The sequence below is a fragment of the Gaetbulibacter aquiaggeris genome (assembly GCF_044003965.1).
In the GTDB taxonomy this organism is placed as follows: Bacteria; Bacteroidota; Bacteroidia; order Flavobacteriales; family Flavobacteriaceae; genus Yeosuana; species Yeosuana aquiaggeris.
Window position 1 is genome coordinate 996560 of record NZ_JBAWKC010000001.1, and the last position, 25043, is coordinate 1021602.

23 protein-coding genes are annotated in these 25043 nt (G+C 32.5%); 13 read left to right on the forward strand and 10 right to left on the reverse strand.

Features of this window, described 5'->3' with window-relative positions; all coding sequences use genetic code 11:
• From V8G56_RS04115 to V8G56_RS04135, 5 genes are all read left to right on the forward strand, one after another.
• Window positions 1-1383 carry a tetratricopeptide repeat protein gene (locus V8G56_RS04115; protein WP_395437190.1) on the forward strand — a complete coding sequence of 461 codons (1383 nt, stop codon included), beginning with the start codon at window positions 1-3 and terminating at the stop codon, window positions 1381-1383.
• Window positions 1383-1937 (forward strand): LPS export ABC transporter periplasmic protein LptC, encoded by a 555-nt coding sequence (gene lptC, locus V8G56_RS04120; protein ID WP_395437191.1) that lies wholly within the window; start codon window positions 1383-1385, stop codon window positions 1935-1937. Before V8G56_RS04115 ends, lptC begins: the two co-directional genes overlap by 1 nt.
• Window positions 1938-2002: 65 nt before the next feature.
• Complete coding sequence (locus V8G56_RS04125; RefSeq protein ID WP_331631714.1) at window positions 2003-2197, forward strand: hypothetical protein; 195 nt, start codon at window positions 2003-2005, stop codon at window positions 2195-2197.
• Entirely contained in the window at window positions 2198-3487 is a 1290-nt protein-coding gene (locus V8G56_RS04130; RefSeq protein WP_395437192.1) for a hemolysin family protein, read from the forward strand. It abuts the gene before it with no gap.
• Window positions 3488-3629: 142 nt separating this feature from the next.
• Window positions 3630-5759 carry a SurA N-terminal domain-containing protein gene (locus tag V8G56_RS04135; protein ID WP_395437193.1) on the forward strand — a complete coding sequence of 710 codons (2130 nt, stop codon included), beginning with the start codon at window positions 3630-3632 and terminating at the stop codon, window positions 5757-5759.
• 60 nt (window positions 5760-5819) lie between these two features.
• Here V8G56_RS04135 and V8G56_RS04140 read toward each other — a convergent pair whose 3' ends face one another.
• Entirely contained in the window at window positions 5820-6731 is a 912-nt protein-coding gene (locus V8G56_RS04140) for a GYDIA family GHMP kinase (RefSeq protein WP_395437194.1), read from the reverse strand.
• On the reverse strand, window positions 6728-8050 hold the full coding sequence (locus V8G56_RS04145) for a hydroxymethylglutaryl-CoA reductase, degradative (protein WP_395437195.1): 1323 nt from the start codon (window positions 8048-8050) through the stop codon (window positions 6728-6730). Before V8G56_RS04145 ends, V8G56_RS04140 begins: the two co-directional genes overlap by 4 nt.
• Window positions 8051-8303: 253 nt before the next feature.
• Between V8G56_RS04145 and V8G56_RS04150 the strand changes: the two genes are divergently transcribed.
• The 3 genes from V8G56_RS04150 to V8G56_RS04160 all read left to right on the forward strand — a co-directional run bounded on the left by V8G56_RS04150 (window position 8304) and on the right by V8G56_RS04160 (window position 12100).
• Window positions 8304-9674: a peptide MFS transporter gene (locus tag V8G56_RS04150; protein WP_395437196.1), complete on the forward strand. Its 1371-nt coding sequence runs from the start codon at window positions 8304-8306 to the stop codon at window positions 9672-9674.
• A gap of 25 nt (window positions 9675-9699) precedes the next feature.
• Entirely contained in the window at window positions 9700-11445 is a 1746-nt protein-coding gene (locus V8G56_RS04155) for a peptide MFS transporter (protein WP_395437197.1), read from the forward strand.
• A gap of 106 nt (window positions 11446-11551) precedes the next feature.
• Window positions 11552-12100 (forward strand): thioredoxin family protein, encoded by a 549-nt coding sequence (locus V8G56_RS04160; protein WP_395437198.1) that lies wholly within the window; start codon window positions 11552-11554, stop codon window positions 12098-12100.
• A gap of 6 nt (window positions 12101-12106) precedes the next feature.
• On the opposite strand, the gene V8G56_RS04165 is transcribed toward V8G56_RS04160, so the two are convergent.
• Genes V8G56_RS04165 through surE form a run of 5 tightly spaced genes read right to left on the reverse strand, consistent with a single transcriptional unit; the run spans window position 12107 to window position 16930 of the window.
• The gene (locus V8G56_RS04165) at window positions 12107-14146 is read right to left on the reverse strand and encodes a ComEC/Rec2 family competence protein (RefSeq protein ID WP_395437199.1); all 2040 of its coding nucleotides are present in this window, start codon (window positions 14144-14146) and stop codon (window positions 12107-12109) included.
• A gap of 21 nt (window positions 14147-14167) precedes the next feature.
• A complete protein-coding gene (locus V8G56_RS04170; protein ID WP_395437200.1) occupies window positions 14168-14743 on the reverse strand; it encodes a C40 family peptidase in 576 nt (191 codons plus the stop codon).
• Between the two features lie 7 nt (window positions 14744-14750).
• Complete coding sequence (lpxB, locus tag V8G56_RS04175) at window positions 14751-15866, reverse strand: lipid-A-disaccharide synthase (protein ID WP_395437201.1); 1116 nt, start codon at window positions 15864-15866, stop codon at window positions 14751-14753.
• A 10-nt stretch (window positions 15867-15876) separates the two neighbouring features.
• Window positions 15877-16161 (reverse strand): hypothetical protein, encoded by a 285-nt coding sequence (locus V8G56_RS04180; RefSeq protein ID WP_331631740.1) that lies wholly within the window; start codon window positions 16159-16161, stop codon window positions 15877-15879.
• Window positions 16154-16930 carry a 5'/3'-nucleotidase SurE gene (gene surE / locus V8G56_RS04185; protein WP_395437202.1) on the reverse strand — a complete coding sequence of 259 codons (777 nt, stop codon included), beginning with the start codon at window positions 16928-16930 and terminating at the stop codon, window positions 16154-16156. The genes V8G56_RS04180 and surE overlap by 8 nt, the downstream gene beginning before the upstream one ends.
• A 220-nt stretch (window positions 16931-17150) precedes the next feature.
• Here surE and V8G56_RS04190 point away from each other — a divergent pair, with 220 nt between their 5' ends.
• Complete coding sequence (locus V8G56_RS04190) at window positions 17151-19286, forward strand: carboxy terminal-processing peptidase (protein WP_395437203.1); 2136 nt, start codon at window positions 17151-17153, stop codon at window positions 19284-19286.
• A 4-nt stretch (window positions 19287-19290) separates the two neighbouring features.
• On the forward strand, window positions 19291-20379 hold the full coding sequence (locus tag V8G56_RS04195; protein ID WP_395437204.1) for an ABC transporter permease: 1089 nt from the start codon (window positions 19291-19293) through the stop codon (window positions 20377-20379).
• A 44-nt stretch (window positions 20380-20423) separates the two neighbouring features.
• Here the strand turns inward: V8G56_RS04195 and V8G56_RS04200 are convergent, their stop codons facing one another.
• From V8G56_RS04200 to V8G56_RS04210, 3 genes are read right to left on the reverse strand one after another with little or no spacing between them, the layout of a single operon-like run.
• Window positions 20424-21659: a pyridoxal phosphate-dependent aminotransferase gene (locus V8G56_RS04200; RefSeq protein WP_395437205.1), complete on the reverse strand. Its 1236-nt coding sequence runs from the start codon at window positions 21657-21659 to the stop codon at window positions 20424-20426.
• Between the two features lie 33 nt (window positions 21660-21692).
• Complete coding sequence (gene yihA, locus V8G56_RS04205) at window positions 21693-22298, reverse strand: ribosome biogenesis GTP-binding protein YihA/YsxC (RefSeq protein WP_395437206.1); 606 nt, start codon at window positions 22296-22298, stop codon at window positions 21693-21695.
• Window positions 22299-22316: 18 nt separating this feature from the next.
• On the reverse strand, window positions 22317-23078 hold the full coding sequence (locus V8G56_RS04210; RefSeq protein ID WP_395437207.1) for an alpha/beta fold hydrolase: 762 nt from the start codon (window positions 23076-23078) through the stop codon (window positions 22317-22319).
• 296 nt (window positions 23079-23374) lie between these two features.
• Here V8G56_RS04210 and mraZ point away from each other — a divergent pair, with 296 nt between their 5' ends.
• The 3 genes from mraZ to V8G56_RS04225 are packed head-to-tail and all read left to right on the forward strand — an operon-like array spanning window position 23375 to window position 25043.
• Window positions 23375-23842: a division/cell wall cluster transcriptional repressor MraZ gene (gene mraZ, locus V8G56_RS04215; RefSeq protein WP_395437208.1), complete on the forward strand. Its 468-nt coding sequence runs from the start codon at window positions 23375-23377 to the stop codon at window positions 23840-23842.
• Window positions 23829-24725, forward strand: a complete 897-nt coding sequence (gene rsmH / locus V8G56_RS04220; protein WP_395437209.1) for a 16S rRNA (cytosine(1402)-N(4))-methyltransferase RsmH — start codon at window positions 23829-23831, stop codon at window positions 24723-24725. Before mraZ ends, rsmH begins: the two co-directional genes overlap by 14 nt.
• Window positions 24726-25043, forward strand: a complete 318-nt coding sequence (locus V8G56_RS04225) for an FtsL-like putative cell division protein (protein ID WP_331631755.1) — start codon at window positions 24726-24728, stop codon at window positions 25041-25043.

A 25043-nucleotide genomic window follows, 5' to 3' on the forward strand; every position in this document is an offset into this window, starting at 1 on the left:
ATGAAAACGAGAATTACTTTTTTATTAGCTTTTTTATTTTTCGCAAGCAATTTGAGTTTTGCTCAGCAAGACGAAGAATGCATGACTAAGCTTTCCATATTTCACGAATATGTAAAGGCTAAAAATTTTGATGCAGCTTACCAACCCTGGATGGATGTAAGAAACAAATGTCCAAAATTCAATAATGCTATTTACATTGATGGCGAGAAAATATTAGAAGATAAAATTGAAAAATCTTCTGGTGCTGAAAAAGAAACTTGGATAAATGATCTTATAAAACTTTGGGAAGAAAGAGCTGAGCATTTTTCAAGTAAAACGCCTAAAGGAGAATATGCTGCCCAAGCATGTCAATTGCTTTACGATAATAAATATGTTATGCATAAAAACACAGAAGAACTTTACGCATGTTTTGATGCCGCATATAAATTGGACAAGGAAACATTCACAAATCCAAAAAGTTTATATACTTATTTTTCTTTAATGGTTGATTTGTATGATGCCGAGAAAAAAACAGCTGCAGAGTTATTTAATAAATATGATGATGTTGTTGAAAAGGTTGAAGGTGAAGTTAAAAATTATTCTGAAAATTTAAATACACTAATTGAAAAGGAAGATGCCGGAACAGCGTTAAGTAGTAAAGAGACCAGATTAAAAAGTTATTATGAAAGCTATTTAGGAGCTTATGATCAGATATCTGATGGCATTGATAAGAAATTAGGGGATAGAGCAAATTGCGAAAATTTAATTCCTTTATATCAAAGGGATTTTGATAACAATAAAGGAAATGCAGTTTGGTTGCAAAGAGCGGCAGGTAAAATGTCTGAAAAGGAATGTACAGATGACCCACTCTTCTTTAAATTAGTGAATGCTTATCATGACTTGAGTCCGTCTGCAAATTCTGCTTACTATTTAGGGATCTTAAAAGATAAGGAAGGTAAATCTAACGAAGCAATTGCTTTTTATGAAGAATCTATTAAGTTAGAAAAGGATAACTTTAAAAAAGCTAAACTTAACAATAATATTGGCTTAAAGTTAAAAGCTAAAGGTAGCTATGGAAGAGCGAGAGGTTTCTTTAGAGAATCACTTAGGTTAAATCCTTCAAATGGGCATCCTTATTTGTCAATAGCTGCTATGTATGCCGCAAGTGCTAATGATTGTGGAGATACTAACTTTAATAAGAGAGCGACGTTTTGGTTAGCTGCAGAGGAAGCCAGAAAAGCAGGTAGAGTAGATCCAACTTTAAAAGGCGCATCAGCTCAAACAGCGGAAAACTATATGGCAAAAGCACCAACAAAAGCTGAAATATTTAGTGCAGGAAATTCAGGTCAAACCATTAATATTGGATGTTGGATTGGAGCTTCTGTTGTAGTGCCAAAAATTTAATGAGACTAAACAAAAAAAATATCATATTATTCATGGTCACCGTATTTGCGGTGACCATGTTTTTTTCATGTAAAAATAACTTAAAAGAGGTTCAGAAAATTGGGATATCTGAAAATGAACCTATAGGAATTGCTGAAAATATTAATTTAAAATATACAGATTCCGGAAAGATCAAAGCCATTCTTTTAAGTCCCAAAATGTTAGATTATAGAAACAGGTCTTTTTCTTCAAGTGAATTTCCAGATGGAATAAACCTTACTTTGTTTGATGAAGAAAATCAAAAAAGTACAGTGGTGGCAGATTATGCCATTGTTTATAATAATACTGATTTAATGGATTTACAAGGCAACGTGGTTATTGCTACAAAAGATAATGACACTTTGTTTGCTGAACAGTTGTATTATGACCAGAAAAAGGAATGGTTATTTACCAATAAACCGGTGACTTTCAGAACAGGTTTAGATTTAATCCATGGAAACGGTTTTGATTCTGACTCTAAGTTTACCAATGCAGAAGTGCTTGAAATAAGTGGTATTATTACCGTAAATGATTAATAGGTAATAATAGAATTTCTCAAAATATTTTTTAAGTATCTTTGTTCTTATTTTAATTATATTCTATGATGCTAGCTAAGTTTTTTCAATACGCCTATTTAATTTTTGCGGTACTTTTTATTTATGATGGTATTTCAAAATGGAATAATGGGACGAATGGTTCTTATATTTCATTGGGATTAGCTGCTTTAGCAATCTTTATGTATTTTTTCAGACAAAAATTTAGAAAGAAATATGAAAATAAAGACAAATCAAACTAAATGAGTCTTTACGTAATTATCATACTTATTTCTTTATTAGCCTCGGCCTTTTTTTCAGGGATGGAGATTGCTTATGTTTCTTCAAACAAAATCCATATTGAAATTGAAAAAAAGCAAGAGGGTCTTTTAGCTAAAATTTTAACCAAACTTACAGCAAAACCTTCTAAATATATTGCTACCATGCTTATTGGTAATAATATAGCTTTAGTAATTTACGGGTTTTTTATGGGTGATTTATTGGTGCAATGGTTTCAATCTATGCTGCCTTTGTCATCAAGTTTTTTAAACTATTTACTTACAGATTTAAGTTTGTTAACACAAACGATTATATCTACACTTCTAATTTTAATAACAGCTGAATTTTTACCAAAGGTTTTTTTTCAAATTTATGCCAACACTTTAATCAAGATATTAGCCTTACCGGCTTATATATTTTATCTGCTTTTTTCCTTGATTTCTGATTTTGTTATTTGGATATCAGATATGGTTTTAAGACAGTTTTTTAAAACGGAAGGAGATCAAATTCAACTGGCATTTACAAAAGTAGAGTTGGGGAATTATATAAGTGAGCAAATGGAATCAGTTGAGGAACATGATGAAGTAGATTCTGAAATACAAATATTTCAAAATGCACTTGAATTTTCTGAAGTCAAAGCGCGCGAAGTGATGGTTCCAAGAACTGAAATTATAGCTGTGGAATTACATAGTTCTATAAAAACCCTTAATGCCTTATTTACTGAGTCTGGTTGTACCAAAATATTAGTTTATAACGAAACTATTGATGATATACTTGGGTATGTGCATTCTTTTGAATTGTTTAAAAAGCCTAAATCTATTGAATCGATAGTGTTACCGGTTGAGTTTGTCCCTGAGACGGTATTAATAAAAGATGTTCTTAATGTACTTATTAAAAAACGCAAGAGTATTGCTGTTGTTTTAGATGAATATGGCGGTACTTCAGGAATTATGACGGTTGAAGATATTGTGGAAGAATTACTTGGAGAAATTGAAGATGAACATGATACAGATGATTTGATTGAGGAAAAAATTGATGAAGATACTTTTAAATTTTCCGCACGTTTAGATGTTGATTATATCAATGAAACCTATAAAATAAATCTTCCTGAAAATGAAAATTATGAAACACTAGGTGGGTTAATAGTGAATCATACAGAAGAAATTCCCGAACAAAATGAAGTGGTTATTATTGATACCTTTCAATTCACTGTTTTAGAAGTTTCAACCACTAAAATCGATTTAGTTGAACTCAAACTTTTAAAAGAAGATTAAAATCATAATGTTTACATTAATTAAAGCATATTTCTATTTTATTATTAAATAGAAAATGGTATTTTCGCGCACAATATTTTGACAATAAACTAAACAAGCAAATAACCCTTTTTGGGGGTTTTAAAAATAATTTAATTTACAAATGGCAGTTTTAAATAAAATCAGACAACGTTCCCTTTTTTTAATAATCGTTATTGCTCTTGCGCTTTTTTCTTTTGTACTAGCAGATCTATTTAAAAACGGTGATGCACTTTCCGCAAAATCGCAAAATACCGTTGGAACCATCAATGGAAAAGATATAACGCGTACGGAATTTTTGCAAAAGGTGGAGGTAGCACAAAAGCAAGCAGGTCCTTCTGCAACAAATACTCAAGTAATGAATAGAGTATGGGAGCAAGAAGTGAGACAAGCAGTAATGGAAACTCAATTTGAAGAATTAAATATCACAGTTGAAAAGGATCAAATGAGAGATTTGCTTAAAAATGCCCTGGCAACAAGTCCAGAGTTTTTAAACGAAGCAGGTTTATTTGATGAAAACAAGTTGAATGAGTATATCATTAACTTAAAAGAAACTTCGGCAGCAACCTATCAAGAATGGATCAATTATGAAAAATCTTTGGCTTCAAATGCCTTACAGCAAAATTATTTTAATCTTGTAAAAGCTGGATTAACAGGGACTCTTGAAGAAGGAAAATTTGAACATGGATTAGAAGGTAATAAGGTAGATATTAAGTTTGTGCAAATCCCTTTTTCTTCTATTCCAGACAGTTCTGTTACCGTTTCTAAAGCTGAAATTAAAAGTTATATTGAGAAGCATAAAGATATGTATAAAGCAGATGCTTCTACAGATATTCAATATGTTGAATTTAAAGAAGCAGCAACTGTAGAAGATGAAGAAGCAATAAAGAATGGATTAACGGCTTTACTAAATGATCAAGAAGTTTATAATGAAAGTTCAAAATCTAATGAAACGGTTACTGGCTTTTTGAAAACTGAAAATAATGAAGCTTTTATTAATTCAAATTCAGATATAAAATTTGATGGTCGTTTTGTTTTTAAATCGGCGTTGCCAACAGCTGTAGCTGATAGTATTTTTAATCTTAATGAAGGACAAATTTATGGTCCTTATAAGGATAATGGCTATTTTAAACTTTCAAAAGTAGTTGCTGTAAAGCAAATTCCAGATTCTGCTAAGGTTAGACATATATTAATCCCGTTTTTAGGCTCAAGAAGTGCTGATGCAGAAGTAAAACAAACAGAAGAACAAGCGAAACAAACAGCGGATAGTATTTTAGCTGTTTTAAAAACTGATAAGTCGAAATTCACTGAACTCGTAACGAAATTTTCATCAGATAAAGGAAGTGTTGAAAATGAAGGGAGATATGACTGGCATCCATACAATACTATGGTACCAGAATTTAATGATTTTGAATTTGAAGGTAAAGTGGGGGATTTAGGTGTTGTTAAGACGGTTTTTGGGTTCCATGTGATTGAAATTGAAGGCCAAAAAGACAAGAAGAAAGCGATTCAAGTAGGCACTATTGCTAGAAAAATTGAGCCTTCACAAGCTACCGTTGATAAAGTATTTAGAGATGCGTCTAATTTTGAAATTTCAGCTGACACCAAAGATTTTACAGAATTGGCAACTGAAAATAAATATGTAGTTCGTCCAGTGAACAGTATTAAAGAATTAGATGAAAACATACCCGGTATAGGTAACCAAAGACAAATTGTGAGATGGGCTTTCAATGAAGAGACTAAAATAGGAAAGATTAAACGTTTTAATATTCCTTCGGGCTACGCAATTGTGCAATTAGTTGCAAAACGAGAAAAAGGATTAATGACTGTTGAAGAAGCCACTGTCACAGCCATGCCAGTAATCAGAAAGGAGAAAAAAGCGGCTATTATAAGAAAAAGAGTGAGTGCTACTACGCTTGATGATTTGGCAGCTGCCGAAAATACTACAGTTAGAACAGCAATGGCAATCAATATGAAGAATCCAACAATATCTGGTGCTGGTAAAGAACCTTTTATTGTAGGAGCGGCTTTTGGTTTAAAAGAAGGCCAAACCTCAAAACTAATTGATGGTAATAATGGAATCTATATGATTGAGGTAAATAAAATAACGCCAGCTGTTGAGTTAGATAGTTATCAAGCTGCAGCTAATCAAGTTGAACAACAAAAAATAAATGTTGTTAATACAAGACTATATAATGCGTTAAAAGAAGCTGCAGAGATTGAAGATAACAGAGCAAAAACTCAGATTCAATAGTATAATAAATATATTTATAAAAAAGCCTCAATTTTTGAGGCTTTTTTTATTGGCTATTTTTTATAAAATCATATTGCTAAAGGGTATGATAGTATTATAACCCTTGTTTTTAAAATAAACACCTGGATTTTCTTGTGAGGTTACTAAAATAAAATCACCTCCCCAAGCTCCAAGACTTTTGACACAACCTTTAAAGTCATTAAACAATAACTCTTTTATAGGTTTTTGTTCAATAATTTTTGAAATATAATCTTCGTGTAGTATCATTAATGATTCAAATTCCGATAATGATTTTGAATGAATTAATTTATCAGAAATTTTGCTGATATTATTAATGACTAACTCGTTTGGTTTCTTTGATTTATATTGAGCAATACCCTCGCGGCTATTTTGTTTTTTATTTAAGTAAACAAAATATAGCTGCTCTTTAAACGAAGGATTAAAATACACTTCTTTAACCAATGGTTTTCCGTTATATAGCTGATAACTAATAGGCTTATTATGTTGTGCACAGGCTATGTCATAACCGCTACCACCAAAAGTCATTTCTAGTAATTTAAAAGCATCAATATTTGCCCATTGTGCCATGTTATTGATTAAAGTAGAAGACGTGCCTAATCCCCATTCTTTTTTAAAATCTAAATGTGTGCTTATTTTGAATCCAGAAGGAGAATTTAAAAAAACAGGGTTTAGGGTTCTGGCCGTTTTTATGATTTGAATTAATCGTTTTGAAATTTCATTAGTTTCAATTGAAATTTCTGAATGGAAATCATTTATAGAAAATTCATTATCATACCAAATTAGGCCGTTCTCGTCGTAACTTGTCCATATAAGTTTTGATGGTGCGATAGGTTCTACTGTTAATGATTGGCCAAACTTAGTAGGAATGGCAAGAGAAACGGCACCATCAAGAACAACGTATTCTCCTGAAATTAATAATTTACCGTTACTATAGAATGTTTTTGTACTCAATTTTTAATTCTTAAATTCTGTAAGGCCTCAACCACGGCATTATGAGAAACCGTATGTGTTTTAAAATAATCTACAATAATCGCTTTTTCATAGTCATTAGCCTCAAATTGATTTAAAATATTCATCAAATGCATTTTCATATGTCCTTTTTGAATTCCAGTGGTAGTTAAGGATCTTAATGCTGCAAAATTTTGAGCTAAGCCTGCAACAGCAACAATTTGCATCAGTTCTTTTGCAGAGGGATGATGCAGTAATTCCAAAGCTAGTTTTACTAAAGGATGCAACCCTGTAAGACCACCAACGGTTCCAAGTGCTAATGGTATTTCCATCCAAAAATAAAAGATACCATTTTCAACTTTAGCATGGGTTAAACTGGAGTATTTACCATTTCTTGAGGCATAGGCATGAACACCGGCTTCAACAGCTCTAAAATCATTCCCTGTGGCTAACACTACCGCATCAATACCATTCATAATACCTTTGTTATGAGTAACCGCGCGATACGGTTCTACTTCTGCAATATTCACTGCTTGTACAAATTTTGAAGCAAATTCTTCAGGAGTGATGCCTTTATCTTCATTTAAATCTTCAACTTTACAACTTACTTCAGCGCGAACTAGACAATCAGGAACATAGTTTGATAAAATACTCATAACAATTTGAATATTCTTTTCTTCTTCTGAGAAATCTTTAAATTCTAAAGCGTCGTTTTTAAAGGTTTTTGCAAATTGTTCTAAACATGAGTTAATAAAATTAGCACCCATGGCGTCAAGAGTCTCAAACGATACATGAAGTTGATAATAGCCTTTTATATCTTGAGTTTTATTTCTTAATTCAATATCAATAATGCCACCGCCGCGTTTCTCCATATTTTTAGTAATGGGCTTAACGTCTTGTAGTAGTTTCGGTTTTATCGCAGTGAAATAAGATGTCAGGGTATCAACATTTCCATAATACATAAAATGCACCTGACCAATTTTTGTTGTTGAAAGTACTTTAGTTTTAAAGCCCCCTCTGTCCATCCAAAATTTAGCGGATTTACTGGCTGCTGCAACCACAGAACTTTCCTCAATAGCCATTGGTATGGTATGAAGCTTGTCATTAATCAAAAAATTAGGAGCAACTCCAAAGGGTAAATAATAATTTGAGATGGTATTTTCAATAAATTCATCATGAAGTTGTTGAATTTTTTGGTCACTATTCCAGTATTGTTCTAAAATTTGTTTAGCCGACTCATTATTTGCAAAGTAAGTGCTTACAATCCATTCAATTTTTTTTGCCTTTGATAGTTTTGAAAATCCAGAAATCGTTTTGCTCATTGAGATGTTGTTTAAACAGCAAATATACTACAACTTGATTTTAAATAACACATAGGTTTTAATGTTGAAAATAAATTGCATTTATGTATAAATTATAGGTGATTTTTGCATAATTTTTAGTAAACTTGATAACTTTTATGGATAAAGCAATAATTGATTAAATTTGAAAAGATTATTATAATTCATTTTAATAAATTCAAGTTTTTTTAAGAAGCTTGAATTTATTAGTATTAATATAAATAAAAATTAATTTATGGCAGCAGCAACCTTACAACCACATCAAAAAGAACTTTTTGGCCAACCAATTGGCCTTTATTTTTTATTTTTTTCTGAAATGTGGGAACGCTTCTCATATTATGGGATGCGTGCAATTTTAACCTTATACATGGTTCATGAAACCACCGATAATTTTAATCCAGGATTAGGTTGGACTTCGGGAGAAGCCTTGGCTTTATATGGATGGTATACCATGTTGGTATATGTGGCATCCATTCCAGGAGGTTATATAGCGGATAAATTTCTTGGACAAAAAAAATCAGTACTATATGGTGGTTTAATTCTTATTGTAGGACAATCCATTTTGGCAGTTTCAGCGCCGTGGGCCTTTTATAGTGGGTTGGCTTTAATCATAATGGGTGTTGGTTTACTCAAGCCTAACATCTCTACGATGGTAGGTGGATTATATCAAAAAGGGGATATAAGAAGAGACCAAGGTTTTACCATATTCTATATAGGAATTAATTTAGGGGCCTTCCTTTCTGCTTTAATTGTTGGATATGTAGGAGAAAAAATTGGATGGCATTATGGATTTGGTTTGGCTGGAATTGGTATGACTTTAGGAATGATTGTTTACTACTTAGGTATGCCTTATTTAGCACATGTTGGGAATTTTATTGGTAAAGATGGTTCTGATGAAGACAAGGCTGCGATGAATAAACCATTAACTGATGTTGAAAAAGACCGTGTAAAAGTCTTATTGATTTCTTTTTTAATTGTAATTGTCTTTTGGGGAGCATTTGAGCAAGCTGGTGGATTATTAAACATCTATACACAAGAAAAAACAAACAGAATTTTAGATTTTACCTTACCATTAATTGGCAATGAGGTTCCTGCCTCATGGTTTCAATCATTAAATGCCCTATTTATTATTTTGTTTGGAACCACCGTAGCCGCTTACTGGGCGAGGAAAAAACTAAAAGGAAAAGAAGCCTCTTCATTGTTCAAAATGGCAATAGGTACCATTATAATGGGTGCCGGATTCTTATTTATGACGGCTGCAGTAGCACAATTTGAAGCTGAAGGCTCTTCTGCAATGTATTGGTTAGTATTAGCTTACTTGTTCCATACCATTGGAGAATTAAGTATGTCACCAGTGGCATTATCTTTTATTACGAAACTAGCGCCACTTAAATATGCTTCTATAATGATGGGCGTTTATTTTGCAATGACAGGTTTGGGTAATAAAGTGGCTGGTATATTGGGCGAAGCTTCTGAAGGACTGGGAGAATATGTCATTTTCACAGGAATTGCTGTTTTTGCTATTATATTTGGTCTTTTAATAGTGGCCTTATTAAAACCATTAAAGCGTCTTACTCATGGTGCAGAAGACGATGAACATCTATAAATGAATTTGATTTATACCGAAGAATATGTCAACAACTAATAATGAGTTTTTTAAGACCAATGTAATTGGGCATCCTGCGGGATTATTCGTTTTATTTTTTACAGAAATGTGGGAGCGTTTTTCTTATTATGGGATGCGTGCCTTACTGGTACTTTTCTTAACTACCGCCATTATGAATGGAGGTTGGGGATGGTCAAATGAGAATGCTCTTGCCCTTTATGGAACCTATACTTCTATGGTTTATCTGACTCCAATTTTAGGAGGATTTATTGCGGATAGATATATTGGATACAGGTGGGCCGTTGTTATCGGGGCTATTATTATGGCAATTGGAACATTATCAATGGCATTGATTGAACCATTTTATATTTATAGTGGTTTAACCTTGTTAATTGTTGGGAATGGATTCTTTAAACCCAATATGACTTCTATTATTTCACATATGTACAAAGAGCATCCTGAGAAAAAAGATGGTGCTTTTACCATTTTTTATATGGGCGTCAATGCAGGTGCCTTTTTAGGCATCATGCTTTGCGGTTATATTGGAGAAAAGGTTGGTTGGAATTGGGGGTTTGGATTAGCAGGCATTTTCATGCTTTTGGGGATGTTACAATTCTATTTTGCGCAAAATATATTTGGTGATGTTGGTAAAAAGCCTGTTAAGGCAGTGGTTTCTGATATTAAAACTGAAGTAAAATCAGAAGATAAATTAAATCCGTTTACAAGCTTAGATTTAATTATTATAGTCATTATTTCTGTGGCAGGATTAGTTTGGATTTTGAATGATCCTTATTCAAAAGTCAGTGGTAATTCATTGTTGGATTTTTCAATGGGTTCAATAGATGGTTCAAACTTTACCATTATGACTGCTTTATTGTTGTTGGTTTTCTTGATAGTCAGCAGAATTATGCGTTATACCACTGTAGTAAAAGATCGTATGATAGCGGTTGTTATTTTTGCCTTTTTTACTATATTCTTTTGGGCAGCTTTTGAGCAAGCCGGTGGCTCAATGACCATCTTTGCAAAGGACTATACCAATAGGGCGCTGGTTGGTAATTATGCCTTAATGTTTAATATATTTAATACCTTATTAACGGTTATTCCTTTAGGGATTATAACTTGGGTATTGTTTAAATTATTCCAACAAACATTTGCAAAATACGCCCTTTCAAATATCTTCTTAGGGACCAGTTTTCTGATAATTTGGGGAATTGTGATCTGGATGTTAATGAATGAATATTCAAAAACAGAAACTGAAGTTGCGGCTTCTTGGTTTGGAATATTGAATTCATTCTTTATTATTGCGTTTGCTCCTTTATTTTCAAAAATATGGGAGAGTAAATATAACCCAAGCGGCGCTTTTAAATATGCCTGGGGATTAATTCTTTTAGGTATTGGTTTTGGAACCTTAGCTTATGGAGCAAATTCCATTATACCTGGAGAAACAGTTATTAAGGTAAGTATGGTTTGGTTAATTTTAGCCTATTTATTTCACACACTGGGTGAATTATGTTTATCGCCTGTAGGACTGTCTTATGTCAGTAAATTAGTGCCGGGAAGAATGATTGCCTTTATGTTTGGTGTTTGGTATTTGGCCATTGCCATTGGAAATAAAACAGCAGGCTCAATGGGAGGAATGATTGATCAAATTACTGCTGAGTATTCTTTAACAACCTTTTTCTTAATATTTACTTTAATTCCAATTGGAGGAGGTGTCATATTAATGGTGTTAAATCCAGTGATTAAAAAACTGATGCATGGTGTCCGTTAATCGAATAAATAGTTAAAAAATATAAAAAATGCTTCTTTTAAGAAGCGTTTTTTATATTTTAGGAACACTTTTTGAAAAGAAATACCTAAATCTTAAATTTTCAATAATGAAACAATTAAAATATGTCTTAGTTTTTATAGCTTTTACTTCGCTTCAAGGATTTGCTCAAGAAATTAACTGGTTGTCACTGGAAGAGGCTGTTGCGCTTCAAAAGAAAGCTCCCAAAAAAATTATGATGGACGTTTATACCAGTTGGTGTGGACCATGTAAAATGCTTGATAGAAATACTTTTCATAATGCGGATGTTGTAAACTATGTCAATAAGAATTATTACGCCGTTAAGTTTAATGCTGAAGGAAATGACGTAGTGACATTTAAAGGGAAAACTTATTCAAATCCAAATTATAAACCCGAAATGGCCAACAGACGTAATTCGCCTCATCAATTAACAAGTTTTTTTCAGGTAAATGCTTATCCAACCATTGTATTTATGGACGAAAAGGCGGATTTATTAGCACCGGTGCGTGGTTATCAAACGGCAACACAACTTGAATTATATTTGAAATTGTTTAAAAAAGATGAGCATAAGATGATGGATACCCAAGAAAAATTTAATAATTACTATGCTGCCTTTAAACCAGAATTTAAAGACTAATACTTATTAATACTTTATAATTAAAGCACCCTTTTCATTAGTTTGATGAAAAGGGATTTTTGTTTTCTCACAAGTCGTTTCCCATCGTTCAATATAGGATTTATAGTTACTGCCGTCGGCTATTATTAGTTTTGGGTTTAGTTCGACTATCAACCTATTCAAATTAATCTTTGGGGAATTTCTTAATAACACATAATCTGGTTTAAACGTTTTTACGTTATATATGCCAAAACTATCTATAACCAAAAGTTTTTTATTTCCTAAAAGGTAAACCGATTGTAAAGAATCTTTTTCAAGATTTTTAATATGATTTGAAACCATATAATCCTTAATCGTTCGATCCTTTTGTTTGTTAATACTATCCAAATTATCGCTTAAGGTCAATTTTTTGCTTTGACTATTTCCAAGTAGGCTGTATCGGTTTTTATGAAAGATTAAAAATTGATTTTTTGGAGATTCTATTTTGGTATAAATGAGAATAATTTGCGCCACGACTATTATACTAAGTAACAAAAGGAATCTTTGATAATTTCGGTTAATAATAAATCTAAAGCATGAGATAATAAACAAATAAAAGACAACCACAAATAATAGGCTAAAGGAAATATCTGTTATTAAAAAAGCTTCTTGTTCTGCAACCCAACCTACAATATGGTTCATATAATTAATAAGCAGTCCGAATAGCTTGGCCAAAGCCATTGGCAAAATATTTAAAACGGCTAAGAACAATATAATAATTCCAACACCTAAAATGATTCCTAAAAGAGGAATTATTAGAAGATTAGTTAGGAAAAATAAACCAGGAAATTGATGGAAATAAAATAGACTTATGGGTAGGATGCCAATTTGGGCTGATAAAGTAACCGTGAGTGTCTGCCATAGCTTTTTAAAAAGCCAATATTTTGGTGTCCACAGATTGTCTAAAGTGGGATTAAGACTTACAATACCAAAAACCGCCAAATAACTTAGTTGGAAACCAACATCAAATAAAAATAATGGTTTAAACAATAATAGTAGGAAAATTGAAATAGCCAAGGTATTATAAATATTAGTTGGTCGTTTTAAGTGCATTCCAACTGCCACGATACTGAACATACTTACTGCACGTGAAACGGAAGCTGAAAGTCCTGCTATAATGGCGAAACTCCATAAAATGAGGACTATTAAAATAGTTTTAATATAGATACCATAACGTAACCTTTCTAATGGTTTGAACACAGAACTAAGCATGATTAAAATAATACCTATATGTAGACCAGAAATTGCTAAAATATGAATAGCTCCAGCATTCCTATAGTTTGTGTAAACATCTTCACTTATATTTTGTCTTTGTCCTAATAAAATGGCATTAATAATAGCTAATTCGTCAGGTTTAAAAGAATATTTTATGAGTTTAAAATTGATATGTTCTCTTATTTTATTCGCAATACCAAAAACGGTTTGATCACTCGTTTTTAAATTAAAAAGCATGTCTTTTGTAACGAATAGTTGATGATAGATATATTGTTTTTCTAAATAGTTCTTGTAATTAAATTGGCCAGGATTTAATGGAGGATTTACATCTCTAAGACTCGTTTTAGTCATAAAGACGTCACCCACCTTTAAAGGGTTGTTTAGAGGATCTTTTTTAATGTTTAAAATGGATTTTCCTGAAACCTTAAGGCTATCAATTTTTATTAAATCAACGATATATTTATCATCATAATAACTAGATTTTAAAACTTCTCTTATCCTTAAAGTAAAAAGCTTTGTAGAATCATTTTTTTCATTAATAACATTTGAATAATGTGTTGAATTATTCAACGGATTGTGAATATTCACATTCAATATACCAATGCAGATCATTATTGCATAGCCAATCATTCCAAACCAAATAGTTTTGATGAATTGGTTTTTGGCAACAAAATAAGATATGGTGAAAAGTAATAATAGAGCCCCTAAAATATATAAAAGTGAGATTGTAGTGGTATTATAAAAATAACCAAATAATATCCCTATAATGAGGCAAACAGATAACTTAATAATGTTAAAATTAAGCAACTTCATGCAGGAAAGATAACAAATATCTTATAATATCCTGCGTGCTTCAGAAAATGAATAATACCAGTAACGTTCTGCTAATGAGGAAATAATAACGCCTTGATTTGTTGTAGAATGAATAAATTCAATATTTCCCGGAAGGGCCGTTACTACTAAGCCAACATGGCTTATTATATTTCGTTTTTTAGTTGTTTTAAAGAAAAGCAAATCACCTTCTTTGACGTCATCTATGTATACTTGTACGCCTTCTTTTGCCATCTCTCTTGAAATTCTTGGTAATGAAATATCAAAAGCTTTAAAAGTTTCATATACTAAACCGGAGCAATCCATACCTTTTTTAGTGGTTCCACCAAACTTATATTTTACACCTTCAAATTGTTTTGCAAAATCAATTATGTTAAACGCTTTATTAGAAGATTCAGAAGGTGCATCTGTTTCCGTTGCAGGTTCTGTTTCAAAATTAAGAGTGTTTATCGTTTTAATACTATCAGTGACTTTATCTGCTGCTAAAACGGTATGAGAATTTTTGTTTTTTAAAGTTTTACCGGATTTACAACTAAATAAAAACAGAGAAAGCATTAATAGAAATAGGCTAAGTCTCATAACTTGGTTAGTTTTTAATTGCTTTAAATATAAATTTAGCAGTTTTTTCACTGGCACCTTTTCCGCCGAGCCTTTTTTCTAAATCATAATAATTAATAAAAATGTCACTTCTCTTTTTGGTGTCTAAAATAATCTTGAGTTCATTACTAAGGTTTTTTGTATTAAACTCGTCTTGAATCAGCTCTTTAACAACTTCCTTGTCCATGATCAAATTGACCAATGAAATGTATTTTAAGTTGACAAGTCGTTTGCCGATTTGATAAGATAACCAACTGCCTTTATAACAAACCACTTGAGGTATTTTGAAAATAGCAGTTTCAAGCGTTGCGGTTCCTGAAGTGACTAGGGCCGCAATAGAAATACTAAGCAGGTCATATGTTTTATTTGAAACAAAACTGATGTTCTTATTTTTTATAAACGATTCATAAAAATTAAAATCCTGACTTGGTGCGCCAGCGATCACAAATTGATGCTCAGGAAACTTATCAACCACACTTAACATAACAGAGAGCATTTTACTAATTTCTTGTTTTCTGCTTCCTGGTAATAAGGCAATAATAGGCTTTTCGCTTAAAGCATATTGCTTTCTGAATTCATACTCGTCCACTTGAGTTCTGTCAGCTATAGCATCTAATAATGGATGACCTACAAATTCAACAGGATAATGATGTTTGTTTTCATAAAATGTTTTTTCAAAAGGTAAAATGACGTACATTTTATCAATATCTCTTTTAATATCTTTGATTCTGTTTTCCTTCCAGGCCCAAATTTGAGGAGATATATAATAATGTGTCTTGAAACCTTTTATTTTTGCCCATTTGGCAATGCGAAGATTAAAACCGGGATAATCAATAAAAACAATAACATCAGGATTATAATTTAAAATATCTTCTTTACAAAAACTCAGGTTTTTAGAAATGGTCTTTAAATTCATGACAACTTCTAAAAATCCCATGAAGGCTAAATCTTTATAATGTTTTACCAAACCATCGCTGACTTGCTGCATCAAATCACCACCCCAAAACCTAAAATTCGCATTGACATCTTTATTTAGTAATGCTTTCATAAGGTTTGAACCATGTAAATCACCTGAGGCTTCTCCAGCTATGATGTAATATTTCATTCAGAATAACTTAAAAAAGTTTAAATACAAAGGTAAAAACAGCAACAAAGACAGTAATTAATAGAACGCCACGCGCTCTATAATCTTGTTTTTTCTTTATGAAAATAAAAAAGGCAACCAGGTTCAATATAGCGCCTAAACTTATCAGTTTTCCAAGGAATCCTTCAGCCGCCGCTGCTTTTATAACAGTCATGAAGTCGTCTCCATTTCCAAGCATTGTTGCGGCAAGAAATAATCCAATGCTATTTGCAATTAATCCAACTAATAATCCAATAATAATTTCTTTTTTAACCATTTAAATTCCAAGAGTTTAAATTTTGAATATAATGATGTGCTGTTAAATCAAATTGAACAGGAACAACAGATACATAGCCATTTTCTAGGGCCCATTCATCGGTATCTTCTCCATTATCTAAATTAACAAATTTTCCAGTAAGCCAATAATAATCTTTGCCTTGAGGGTTTTTACGCTTGTCAAACTCCTCTACCCAATTGGCTTTTGCTTGCCGGCAAATTTTAATGCCTTTTATGTTTTTTTCTGAAATGTCAGGAATATTAACATTAAGTACAATACCGTTCGGTAATCCGTGTTTTAAAACCATTTCAGAAATGGTTTTAACATAACGTTTTGCCGCACTAAAATCAGCATTCCACTTGTAATTAAGTAATGAAAAACCAATAGCAGGTATGCCTTCAATCCCAGCTTCAATGGCAGCACTCATAGTGCCTGAATAAATCACATTTATAGAAGAATTTGAGCCGTGGTTGATGCCTGAAACACAAAGATCTGGTTTTCTCTCTAAAACTTCTCTAATGCCTAGTTTTACGCAGTCTGCCGGAGTTCCCGAGCAGCTATATTCTTCTTGTTTTTCATTGTCAACAATAACACGTTCAACATAAAGCGTAGAATCAAGGGTAATGGCGTGTCCCATACCGCTTTGTGGACTGTCTGGCGCAACGACCACAATATCTCCAATGGTATTTAAAACCTCAATCAGTGTTCTCAATCCAGGAGCATTTATTCCATCATCATTGGTAACTAAAATAAGTGGTTTCTTTGCCATAAAAGGTCATTTATAAATACCGCTAAAATACATAAATTCCTTAGTAAATGCCCAATTTGTTCGGTTTAACAAAAAATTAGTACAGATTGACTTTATTGGCATGGTTTTTTCTCTATTTTAGTGTAAAAATAAATAGTGCTTACTTTTGATCTTAATATTTTAAGTAGTAGATTAAATAGACAAGAAGGAGCATAAGTTAAAATGAAATATGAAAAAAATCATGAAAAGGAACTATAGAATTTTGTTATTGCTGGTATTATTGGCTTTTGCATCCTGCAGTTTCACTACAAAAACATTTGCAGATCCTGATAAAGATAAATTATTAATACAAGTAATAACCTACGTACTGCAACAAGGGCATTTTGATCCAATTGTTTTGGATGATGCTTTTTCAGCTGAATTGTTTAAGGATTATGTTGAAAATCTTGATCCGGCAAAACATTATTTTTATGAATCTGATATTGAAGATTTCAAAAAATTTGAAACCAATATTGATGACCAATTAAAAGTGTATGATATTACTTTTTTTAATATCACTTATGATGTTATTCTTAAACGAATTGAAGAAGCCAAAATATTGTATAAAGAGGCTTTGGCTGAACCTTTTGATTATACTAAAGATGAAACTTTTAATACTGACTATGACATGGTTAGTTACGTAAAGAATAAAAGGGAAATGAAGGAGCTTTGGAGAAAGGAAATGAAATTTTCAACGCTTTCTAATTATGATGATTTACATACAGAGGAAAAGATGGCTAAAGAAAAGGATTCTACTTATGTAATGAAATCAGAGCAGGAAATTGAAAAGGAAGCAAGAGAAGCAACCTTAAAGTATATGGATATATATTTTAATGATGTAATAGACGATTTAAAACGGGAGGATTGGTTTGAAGTTTATGTTAATACAATAGTGGGAGAGTTTGACCCGCATACTTATTATTTGGCTCCTAAAAGTAAAGAAGATTTTGATACTAAAATGTCTGGCAAACTGGAAGGCATAGGTGCTAGATTGCAAAAACGGATGGATTATATTAAAATAGTGGAACTCATTTCTGGAGGACCCGCATGGAGAAGTAATGAGTTAGAAGTTGAGGATGTTATCTTAAAAGTAAAACAAGAAAATGAAGAGTTTGCTGTAAATATTGTTGGTATGCCTATTAATGATGCCATTAAATTTATTAAAGGCCCAAAAGGCACAAAAGTAACATTAACTATTAAAAAAGTTGACGGTACAATTAAAGAAGTCACTCTTATAAGAGATATTATTCAGTTTGATGAGACTTATGCAAAAGCCTCTTTGGTAGAAAAGGATGATGTTAAGTTTGGTGTTATAGATCTTCCTAGTTTTTATTTAGATATGAATAATTATAAAAAATTAAATGCTGCTTTAGATGTAAAAAGGGAAATTGAACAGTTGAAGGCAGAAGGCATTCAGGGATTAGTTTTAGATTTAAGAGATAATGGAGGAGGTTCTTTGCCAGCTGTAGTTGATATGGCCGGGTTGTTTATTGAGAATGGCCCAGTTGTTCAAGTACGCTCAACAGGTGAGCCAAAACAAGTTTTAGAAGATAGAGATAGATCGATAACTTGGGATGGTCCGTTGGTCATATTAGTGAATGAATTGTCAGCATCTGCGTCAGAAATTATGGCTGCAGCCATGCAAGATTATAAAAGAGCAATTATTATTGGAAGTAAACAAACTTATGGTAAAGGAACTGTTCAAAACGTCATAGATTTAAATGGCTGGGTTAGAAATAATACTAATGGTGATTTAGGAGCCTTGGCTTTAACAACTCAAAAATATTACAGAATCAGTGGTGGTTCTGTTCAATTAGAAGGTGTAAAAAGTGATGTAGTAGTTCCTGGTAAATTTAGTTTTATTGATGTTGGAGAAAAAGACAAAGAAAATGCCTTACCATGGGATGAAATTGATTCGGCCAAATATTCTACGTGGAGTAATTATTTTGATTATGCGGCTGCCATAAAAAACAGTAAGGAGAGAATGACTAATAATCATCAACTAAACCTTATTGAAGAGAATGCACAATGGGTTAAAAGTAAGATTGATGAGAAATCAGTATCATTAAATTATGAAAAATATAAGGCTAAAATTGCTTTAAATAATAAGGAAGCTGAGCGATTTGAAGAGATAAATAAGTATGAAACAAACTTAACGTTTCAATCACCTCTGTATGAAAAGGAACTTTTTGCTCAGGATACAACCGATTTAAAAGAAAAACGTGAACGTTGGCACCAAAGTTTAAGCCAAGATGTTTATGTTGAGGAAGCTTTAAATGTGCTTAAAGATTTAAAAACATCATATAATATTAAAAAAGTGGCAACCGTAAAAAATTAAATAAATGAGTAGTAATTCGCTCTCATTAAAACAATTAGCGCTCCAAAAGTTTAAAAGGAATTTTTGGGGCGTTTTCAGTTTTTATTTTATTTTACTAGTAGGCTTCATTTCTGTATTTGCATATTTACTCGCTCCAGATGATTCGCAATATGCGAACCAAATGCATTTGTCAATTCATTCTAAAAAACCAGGTTTTAAGGTTGAAATGCTTATAATACCATCACAGCTCAAGGTCAATCAAAGTGCCTTGGACAAAGTGTTTTTTGGTAAAAAAAATACAGATACAGAAATTCCAATTTCAGATTATAATATTGAGGGAAAGACTCTTATGTATACTGAATATGCTTCAGATGGATTAAAAGGAGTTGAAAAAATCATTCAAATAAATCCTGGAGACAATTTAAGTCCATACGTAAAGAGTAAAACGTTTTATTTTGGAACTGATAAATATGGTCGTGATTTACTAAGCAGAGTACTTGTTGGGGCCAGAATATCATTTTTTATTGGCTTTGTGGCTGTGTTTATTTCCTTAATAATTGGTGTCTTTATGGGAAGCCTTGCCGGGTATTTTGGAGGTAAGGTAGACGCCGTTATTATGTGGCTGATCAATGTAACGTGGTCCATACCTACCTTGCTTTTGGTAATTGCGATTACTTTGGCTTTAGGTAAAGGCTTTTGGCAGGTATTTATTGCCGTAGGCCTAACTATGTGGGTTGAAGTGGCCAGAGTCGTTCGTGGGCAAATTATGAGCGCCAAAGAGATGCAATATGTTACTGCTGCTAGGGCTTTAGGTTATAATGATTATAGAATAATAACTAAACATATTCTGCCAAATATAATGGCACCTGTTATTGTGATTTCGGCTGCTAATTTTGCAGCAGCCATATTAATAGAAAGTGGTTTGAGTTTTTTAGGTATAGGAGCCCAACCTCCTATGGCAAGCTGGGGAGCTATGATTAAAGACCACTATAATTATATTATTTTAGGAAAACCTTATTTAGCAATAATACCTGGTTTATGTATTATGAGTTTGGTTATGGCATTTATGCTTATTGGAAATGCCCTTAGAGATGCTCTGGATGTAAAGGGTTAATTTTAAATGTAATTATCCAATAAATGGCCGTTTATTTATGCAGTTTAACTTTTTTCGATCCAATTCACTATCTTCTCTATCCCTTCAACAATGTTTGGGCCATCATAAGTGATGTTAAACGGATGTTTTTCCTTTGGTTCTTTAAAATCTACATAAGCTAACCTAGCTACAAGATTATCGGCATCAAAACCAAAAGCAGTGGCTGGTAACAACGCTACACCAGTTTCAATTAATAAACGTTCGCAAAGTTGATTAGATGTCATAATACCGCGGTGATTTAATTTTTCCTTGTGAAATGAGAAATCTGGGAAGATGTAGAAACCGCCTTGTGGAGCATGTACTTTGATTTTTTCAGAGTTTAAATGATCACTGCAGAAATTACCAATGTTTTTGAGAATGTCAATTTGATAATCAAGATAGTCTTTGGTGTCATTGAAATTTTTATAGGCAGTTTTAGCGGCTATTTGAACAGGGGCTGCCGCACAGGAATAAGTTTCAGAGCCAATGCCAATTAAAGCTTGTTTAAATTCAGGCTCAATATTTTTATACAGAAAGGCTGCACCAAAACGCCAACCTCCAGCACCACACCATTTTGATAGTCCGGTAGTGGTAATCGTTTTTTCTGGGTAGTAATTTAAAAATGAAAAGTGAGCTTGATTATGATTAAGTAAGCCATAAATTTCATCTGAAATTACAAGCATGTTTAGTGATTTTGCAGTGCGTGCTAGGTCAATAAGCTCCGGTTCTGAATAGGTTAAACCATCAGGATTACCCGGATAGTTTAAAATTAATATGGAAGCCTCATGTTTTTTATGTTTTGCACCTTCAACTATAGTTTTTGAATTTATTCTCCAACGCTCTTCAAAAGAAGTATGAAGTTTAATAATATGATGTCCTGCTAATTTTGCTTGTGGAGCATATGAAACCCAAGAGGGAGCTGGAATTAATACATCTGCTTTTTTAAAGGCCATTAGAATATTGAAGAGTAATATTTTTGTCCCCGGTGCTACCAAAATATTATTTGGCTCAACTTCTAAACCATTATGTTGTTTGTGGAAAGCCGAGATGTAATCTCGAAGTTCTGGATCACCTTGAACCGAGGTATATTCCTTATGGTTTACAGATTCTTTCAGTGCTTCTAGAACGCTTTTGGGTGGTAGAAAAGGAGATTGACCAAAACCAAACTTTACCACCTTTTTGTTTTGATCTATTAATAATTTGGATTGTGTATTGATTAATAAGGTTTGAGACTCTTCAATTTCCCTGAATATATTGTTCATTTTTATAATTCTTAATTAAAAAGAAAATTTGAATTAGTCAATATTCATATTCTCATTCAATTGATCTATATAAGCTAAAACGGCTTCTTTACCAATGTCATTTGAGGATGAAGTTATGAAATAATTTGGCGTCTCTTCCCAGGTTTCAAGTAGAATATTTTTATAGACTTCAACATGGTTTTCAATAGCTTTAGGCTTTAATTTATCCGCTTTCGTAAATATAATTGAGAAAGGAATACCATTTTCCCCTAGCCATTGCATAAATTCTAAATCAATGGGTTGTGGCTCATGCCTAATATCAACTAATACAAAGGCGCATACTAATTGTTCGCGCAAGCTAAAATATTGCGTAATAAATTTTTGAAAGGTTTTTTTTGAACTCTTTGAAACCTTCGCATAACCATAGCCTGGCAAGTCAACCAAATACCAATTTTTGTTAATTAAAAAATGATTAATAAGCTGGGTTTTTCCAGGTCTTCCTGAGGTTTTTGCTAAGTTTTTTTTGTTGGTAAGCATGTTAATTAAGGAAGATTTCCCAACATTACTTCTGCCAATAAACGCATATTCCGGCAATCTGTTTTTAGGGCATTTAGCCACATCAGAGTTGCTCATTACAAATTCAGCAGATTTAACTAGCATAAGGTGTATTTCGAAATTTTATAAATTTCTATTTTTTAACCAAGATTCAAGAATTTTGTTAAATTCCTCCGGATGTTCCATCATGGCAGCATGCCCACATTTATCAATCCAGTATAAATCAGAATCCGGCAATAAGGAGTTAAATTCTTCAGCGACTTCTGGTGGGGTTACTGTATCATTTTTACCCCAAATAATGCAGGTTGGCGTTTGCATTTTAGGTAAATCCTTCGCCATATTATGACGGATGGCACTTTTAGCAATAGCCAGTGTTTTAATAAGTTTGTTTCTGTCATTGACAGTGGCGTAAACTTCATCAACGATTTCTTTAGTAGCTACTTCAGGGTCATAAAAAACATCTTGAGATTTCTTTTTAATAACTTCATAGTCACTGCGCTTTGTGTAACCGCCACCCATGGCGCTTTCATAAAGGCCAGAACTACCAGTAATAACCAGTGCTTTTATTTTGGACGGGTAAAGTTTGGTGTGATATAAACCTATGTGTCCACCTAATGAGTTTCCTAACAAGATAACCTCTTCCAGTTGCTTAAAAGCGATGAAGTCATGAAGGTATTTAGCAAAACTTTTCACATTGGTCTTAAGTAACGACATGGAGTAAATAGGTAATTCTGGTATAATAACTCTGTAGCCTTTTGTGCTAAAATATTTGGTGACTGCATCAAAGTTACTAAGGCCACCCATAAGTCCATGTAATATTATGATTGGAGTGCCTTCGCCGGCTTCAATATAACTGTAGTTTTTTTCTTTTTTTAAAAGATGCATGTTTAACTAGTTCGCATTTTGTTAAAAACAAATATAGTTAATTCATTGAGATTTTAATGACATTAATTATTGCTATTGGGTAATTATTAAGATATCAGATGTTAACAATTATAATTTCATCTAGTTCATTTTTATAACCAATTGAAAACAAGTGTTTAAGTCAATAATTAAACCTGGAAATGGATTAATTGATGTATTTAGTCGAAAAATTATTAACAAAGTGGTATAATGTGGTAAAAAGTGGTAAAATTTTCAATATATTTGAAACTTAAAGACAAAATCTAGACCTAACTGTTTTGAATTCATTAATAGGGACATACGAATGTAAAGTTGATGCCAAGGGTAGGCTCATGCTCCCTGCGGCATTAAAAAAGCAATTGAATCCTTCGTTACAAAACGGGTTTGTGTTAAAACGTGCAGTTTTTCAACCCTGTTTAGAATTGTATCCTATGGCTGAATGGAAAGTTTTGATGCAAAAGGTTAATAAGCTAAATAAGTTTAAAAAGAAGAATAATGATTTTATTCGTCGTTTTACAGCGGGTGTTAAAGTAGTAGAAATTGATTCAAATGGCCGTCTGCTAATACCTAAGGATTTGACTGTCTTTGCTGATATTACTAAAAACATTGTGATGTCTTCTGCTATAAATATTATTGAAATCTGGGATAAGGATAACTATGAAAAGGCTATTGATGATGCTACAGGTGACTTTGCTGATTTAGCTGAAGAAGTAATGGGACAAGACGATGATGATGGAATATCATAACCCTGTTTTACTTAAAGAAACTGTTGATGGTTTAAATATCAAAGAGGATGGTGTATATGTTGATGTCACTTTTGGAGGTGGTGGACACAGTAAGGAAATTCTTAAACGTCTTGGCGAAAAGGGAAGATTGTTTGCTTTTGATCAAGATTTAGATGCTCTTGAAAACACCATTGATGATAGTCGGTTTCAATTGATAAATGAAAATTTCAGATATATAAAGCGTTTTTTAAGGTTTTACGGTGTGAAGGAAGTAGATGGTATTTTAGCAGATTTTGGAGTTTCATCGCATCAATTTGATGTTGCAGAACGCGGGTTTTCTACTCGGTTTGAAGCGGATTTGGATATGAGAATGAATCAAAAAAACCAGCTTTCTGCATTCCATGTTATTAATGAATATGATGAAGAACAATTAAAAAATGTTTTTTTTCAGTATGGTGAATTAAGAGCAGCAGCAGCTATGGCTAAAGTGATAATTGAACATAGGAAGGATGCTGTTATTAAAACAAGTGAAGAGCTAAAAGAGGTATTGAGTAAATTTTTGCCTCCAAGACATGAAAATAAAGTATTAGCCCAAATATATCAAGCCATACGCATTGAAGTAAATCAGGAAATTGAGGCGTTAAAGGAGTTTTTAGAACAAACCCCGGAAGTATTGAAGCAAGGCGGGAGATTAAGTTTTATATCCTATCACTCACTTGAAGACAGACTGGTAAAACGATTTATAAGAAATGGTCTATTTGAAGGGGAACCTGAACGTGACATGTATGGCAATTTTACGGTGCCGTTAAAAAAAATAAATGGATTGATCGTTCCATCAAAAGAAGAGATAAAAACCAACAGCAGAGCTAGAAGTGCAAAATTGCGTATAGCAGAAAAGTTATAAATGAAGAAAAGTATCTATAGCATATTAAAAGGAACCTTTTTGGTGAGTGACGACTCTTTTAAGAACTGGAGAGTAATTCTTTTTATATCAACATTAGCTATAGTAATGATTGCGAGTTCTCATAGCGCGGATAAAAAGGTTTATGAAATTGCAAGGTTGAAAAATGAAGTGAATGATATGCGGTCTCAATTTATTGATGGTCGTTCAAAACTCATGAGACTTAAAATGGAATCTGAAGTTATGAGTGCTATGGTTGAAAAAGGAATAGCGCCATCCGTTATTCCACCAAAAAAAATAAAAGTTAAATCTCAACAATAA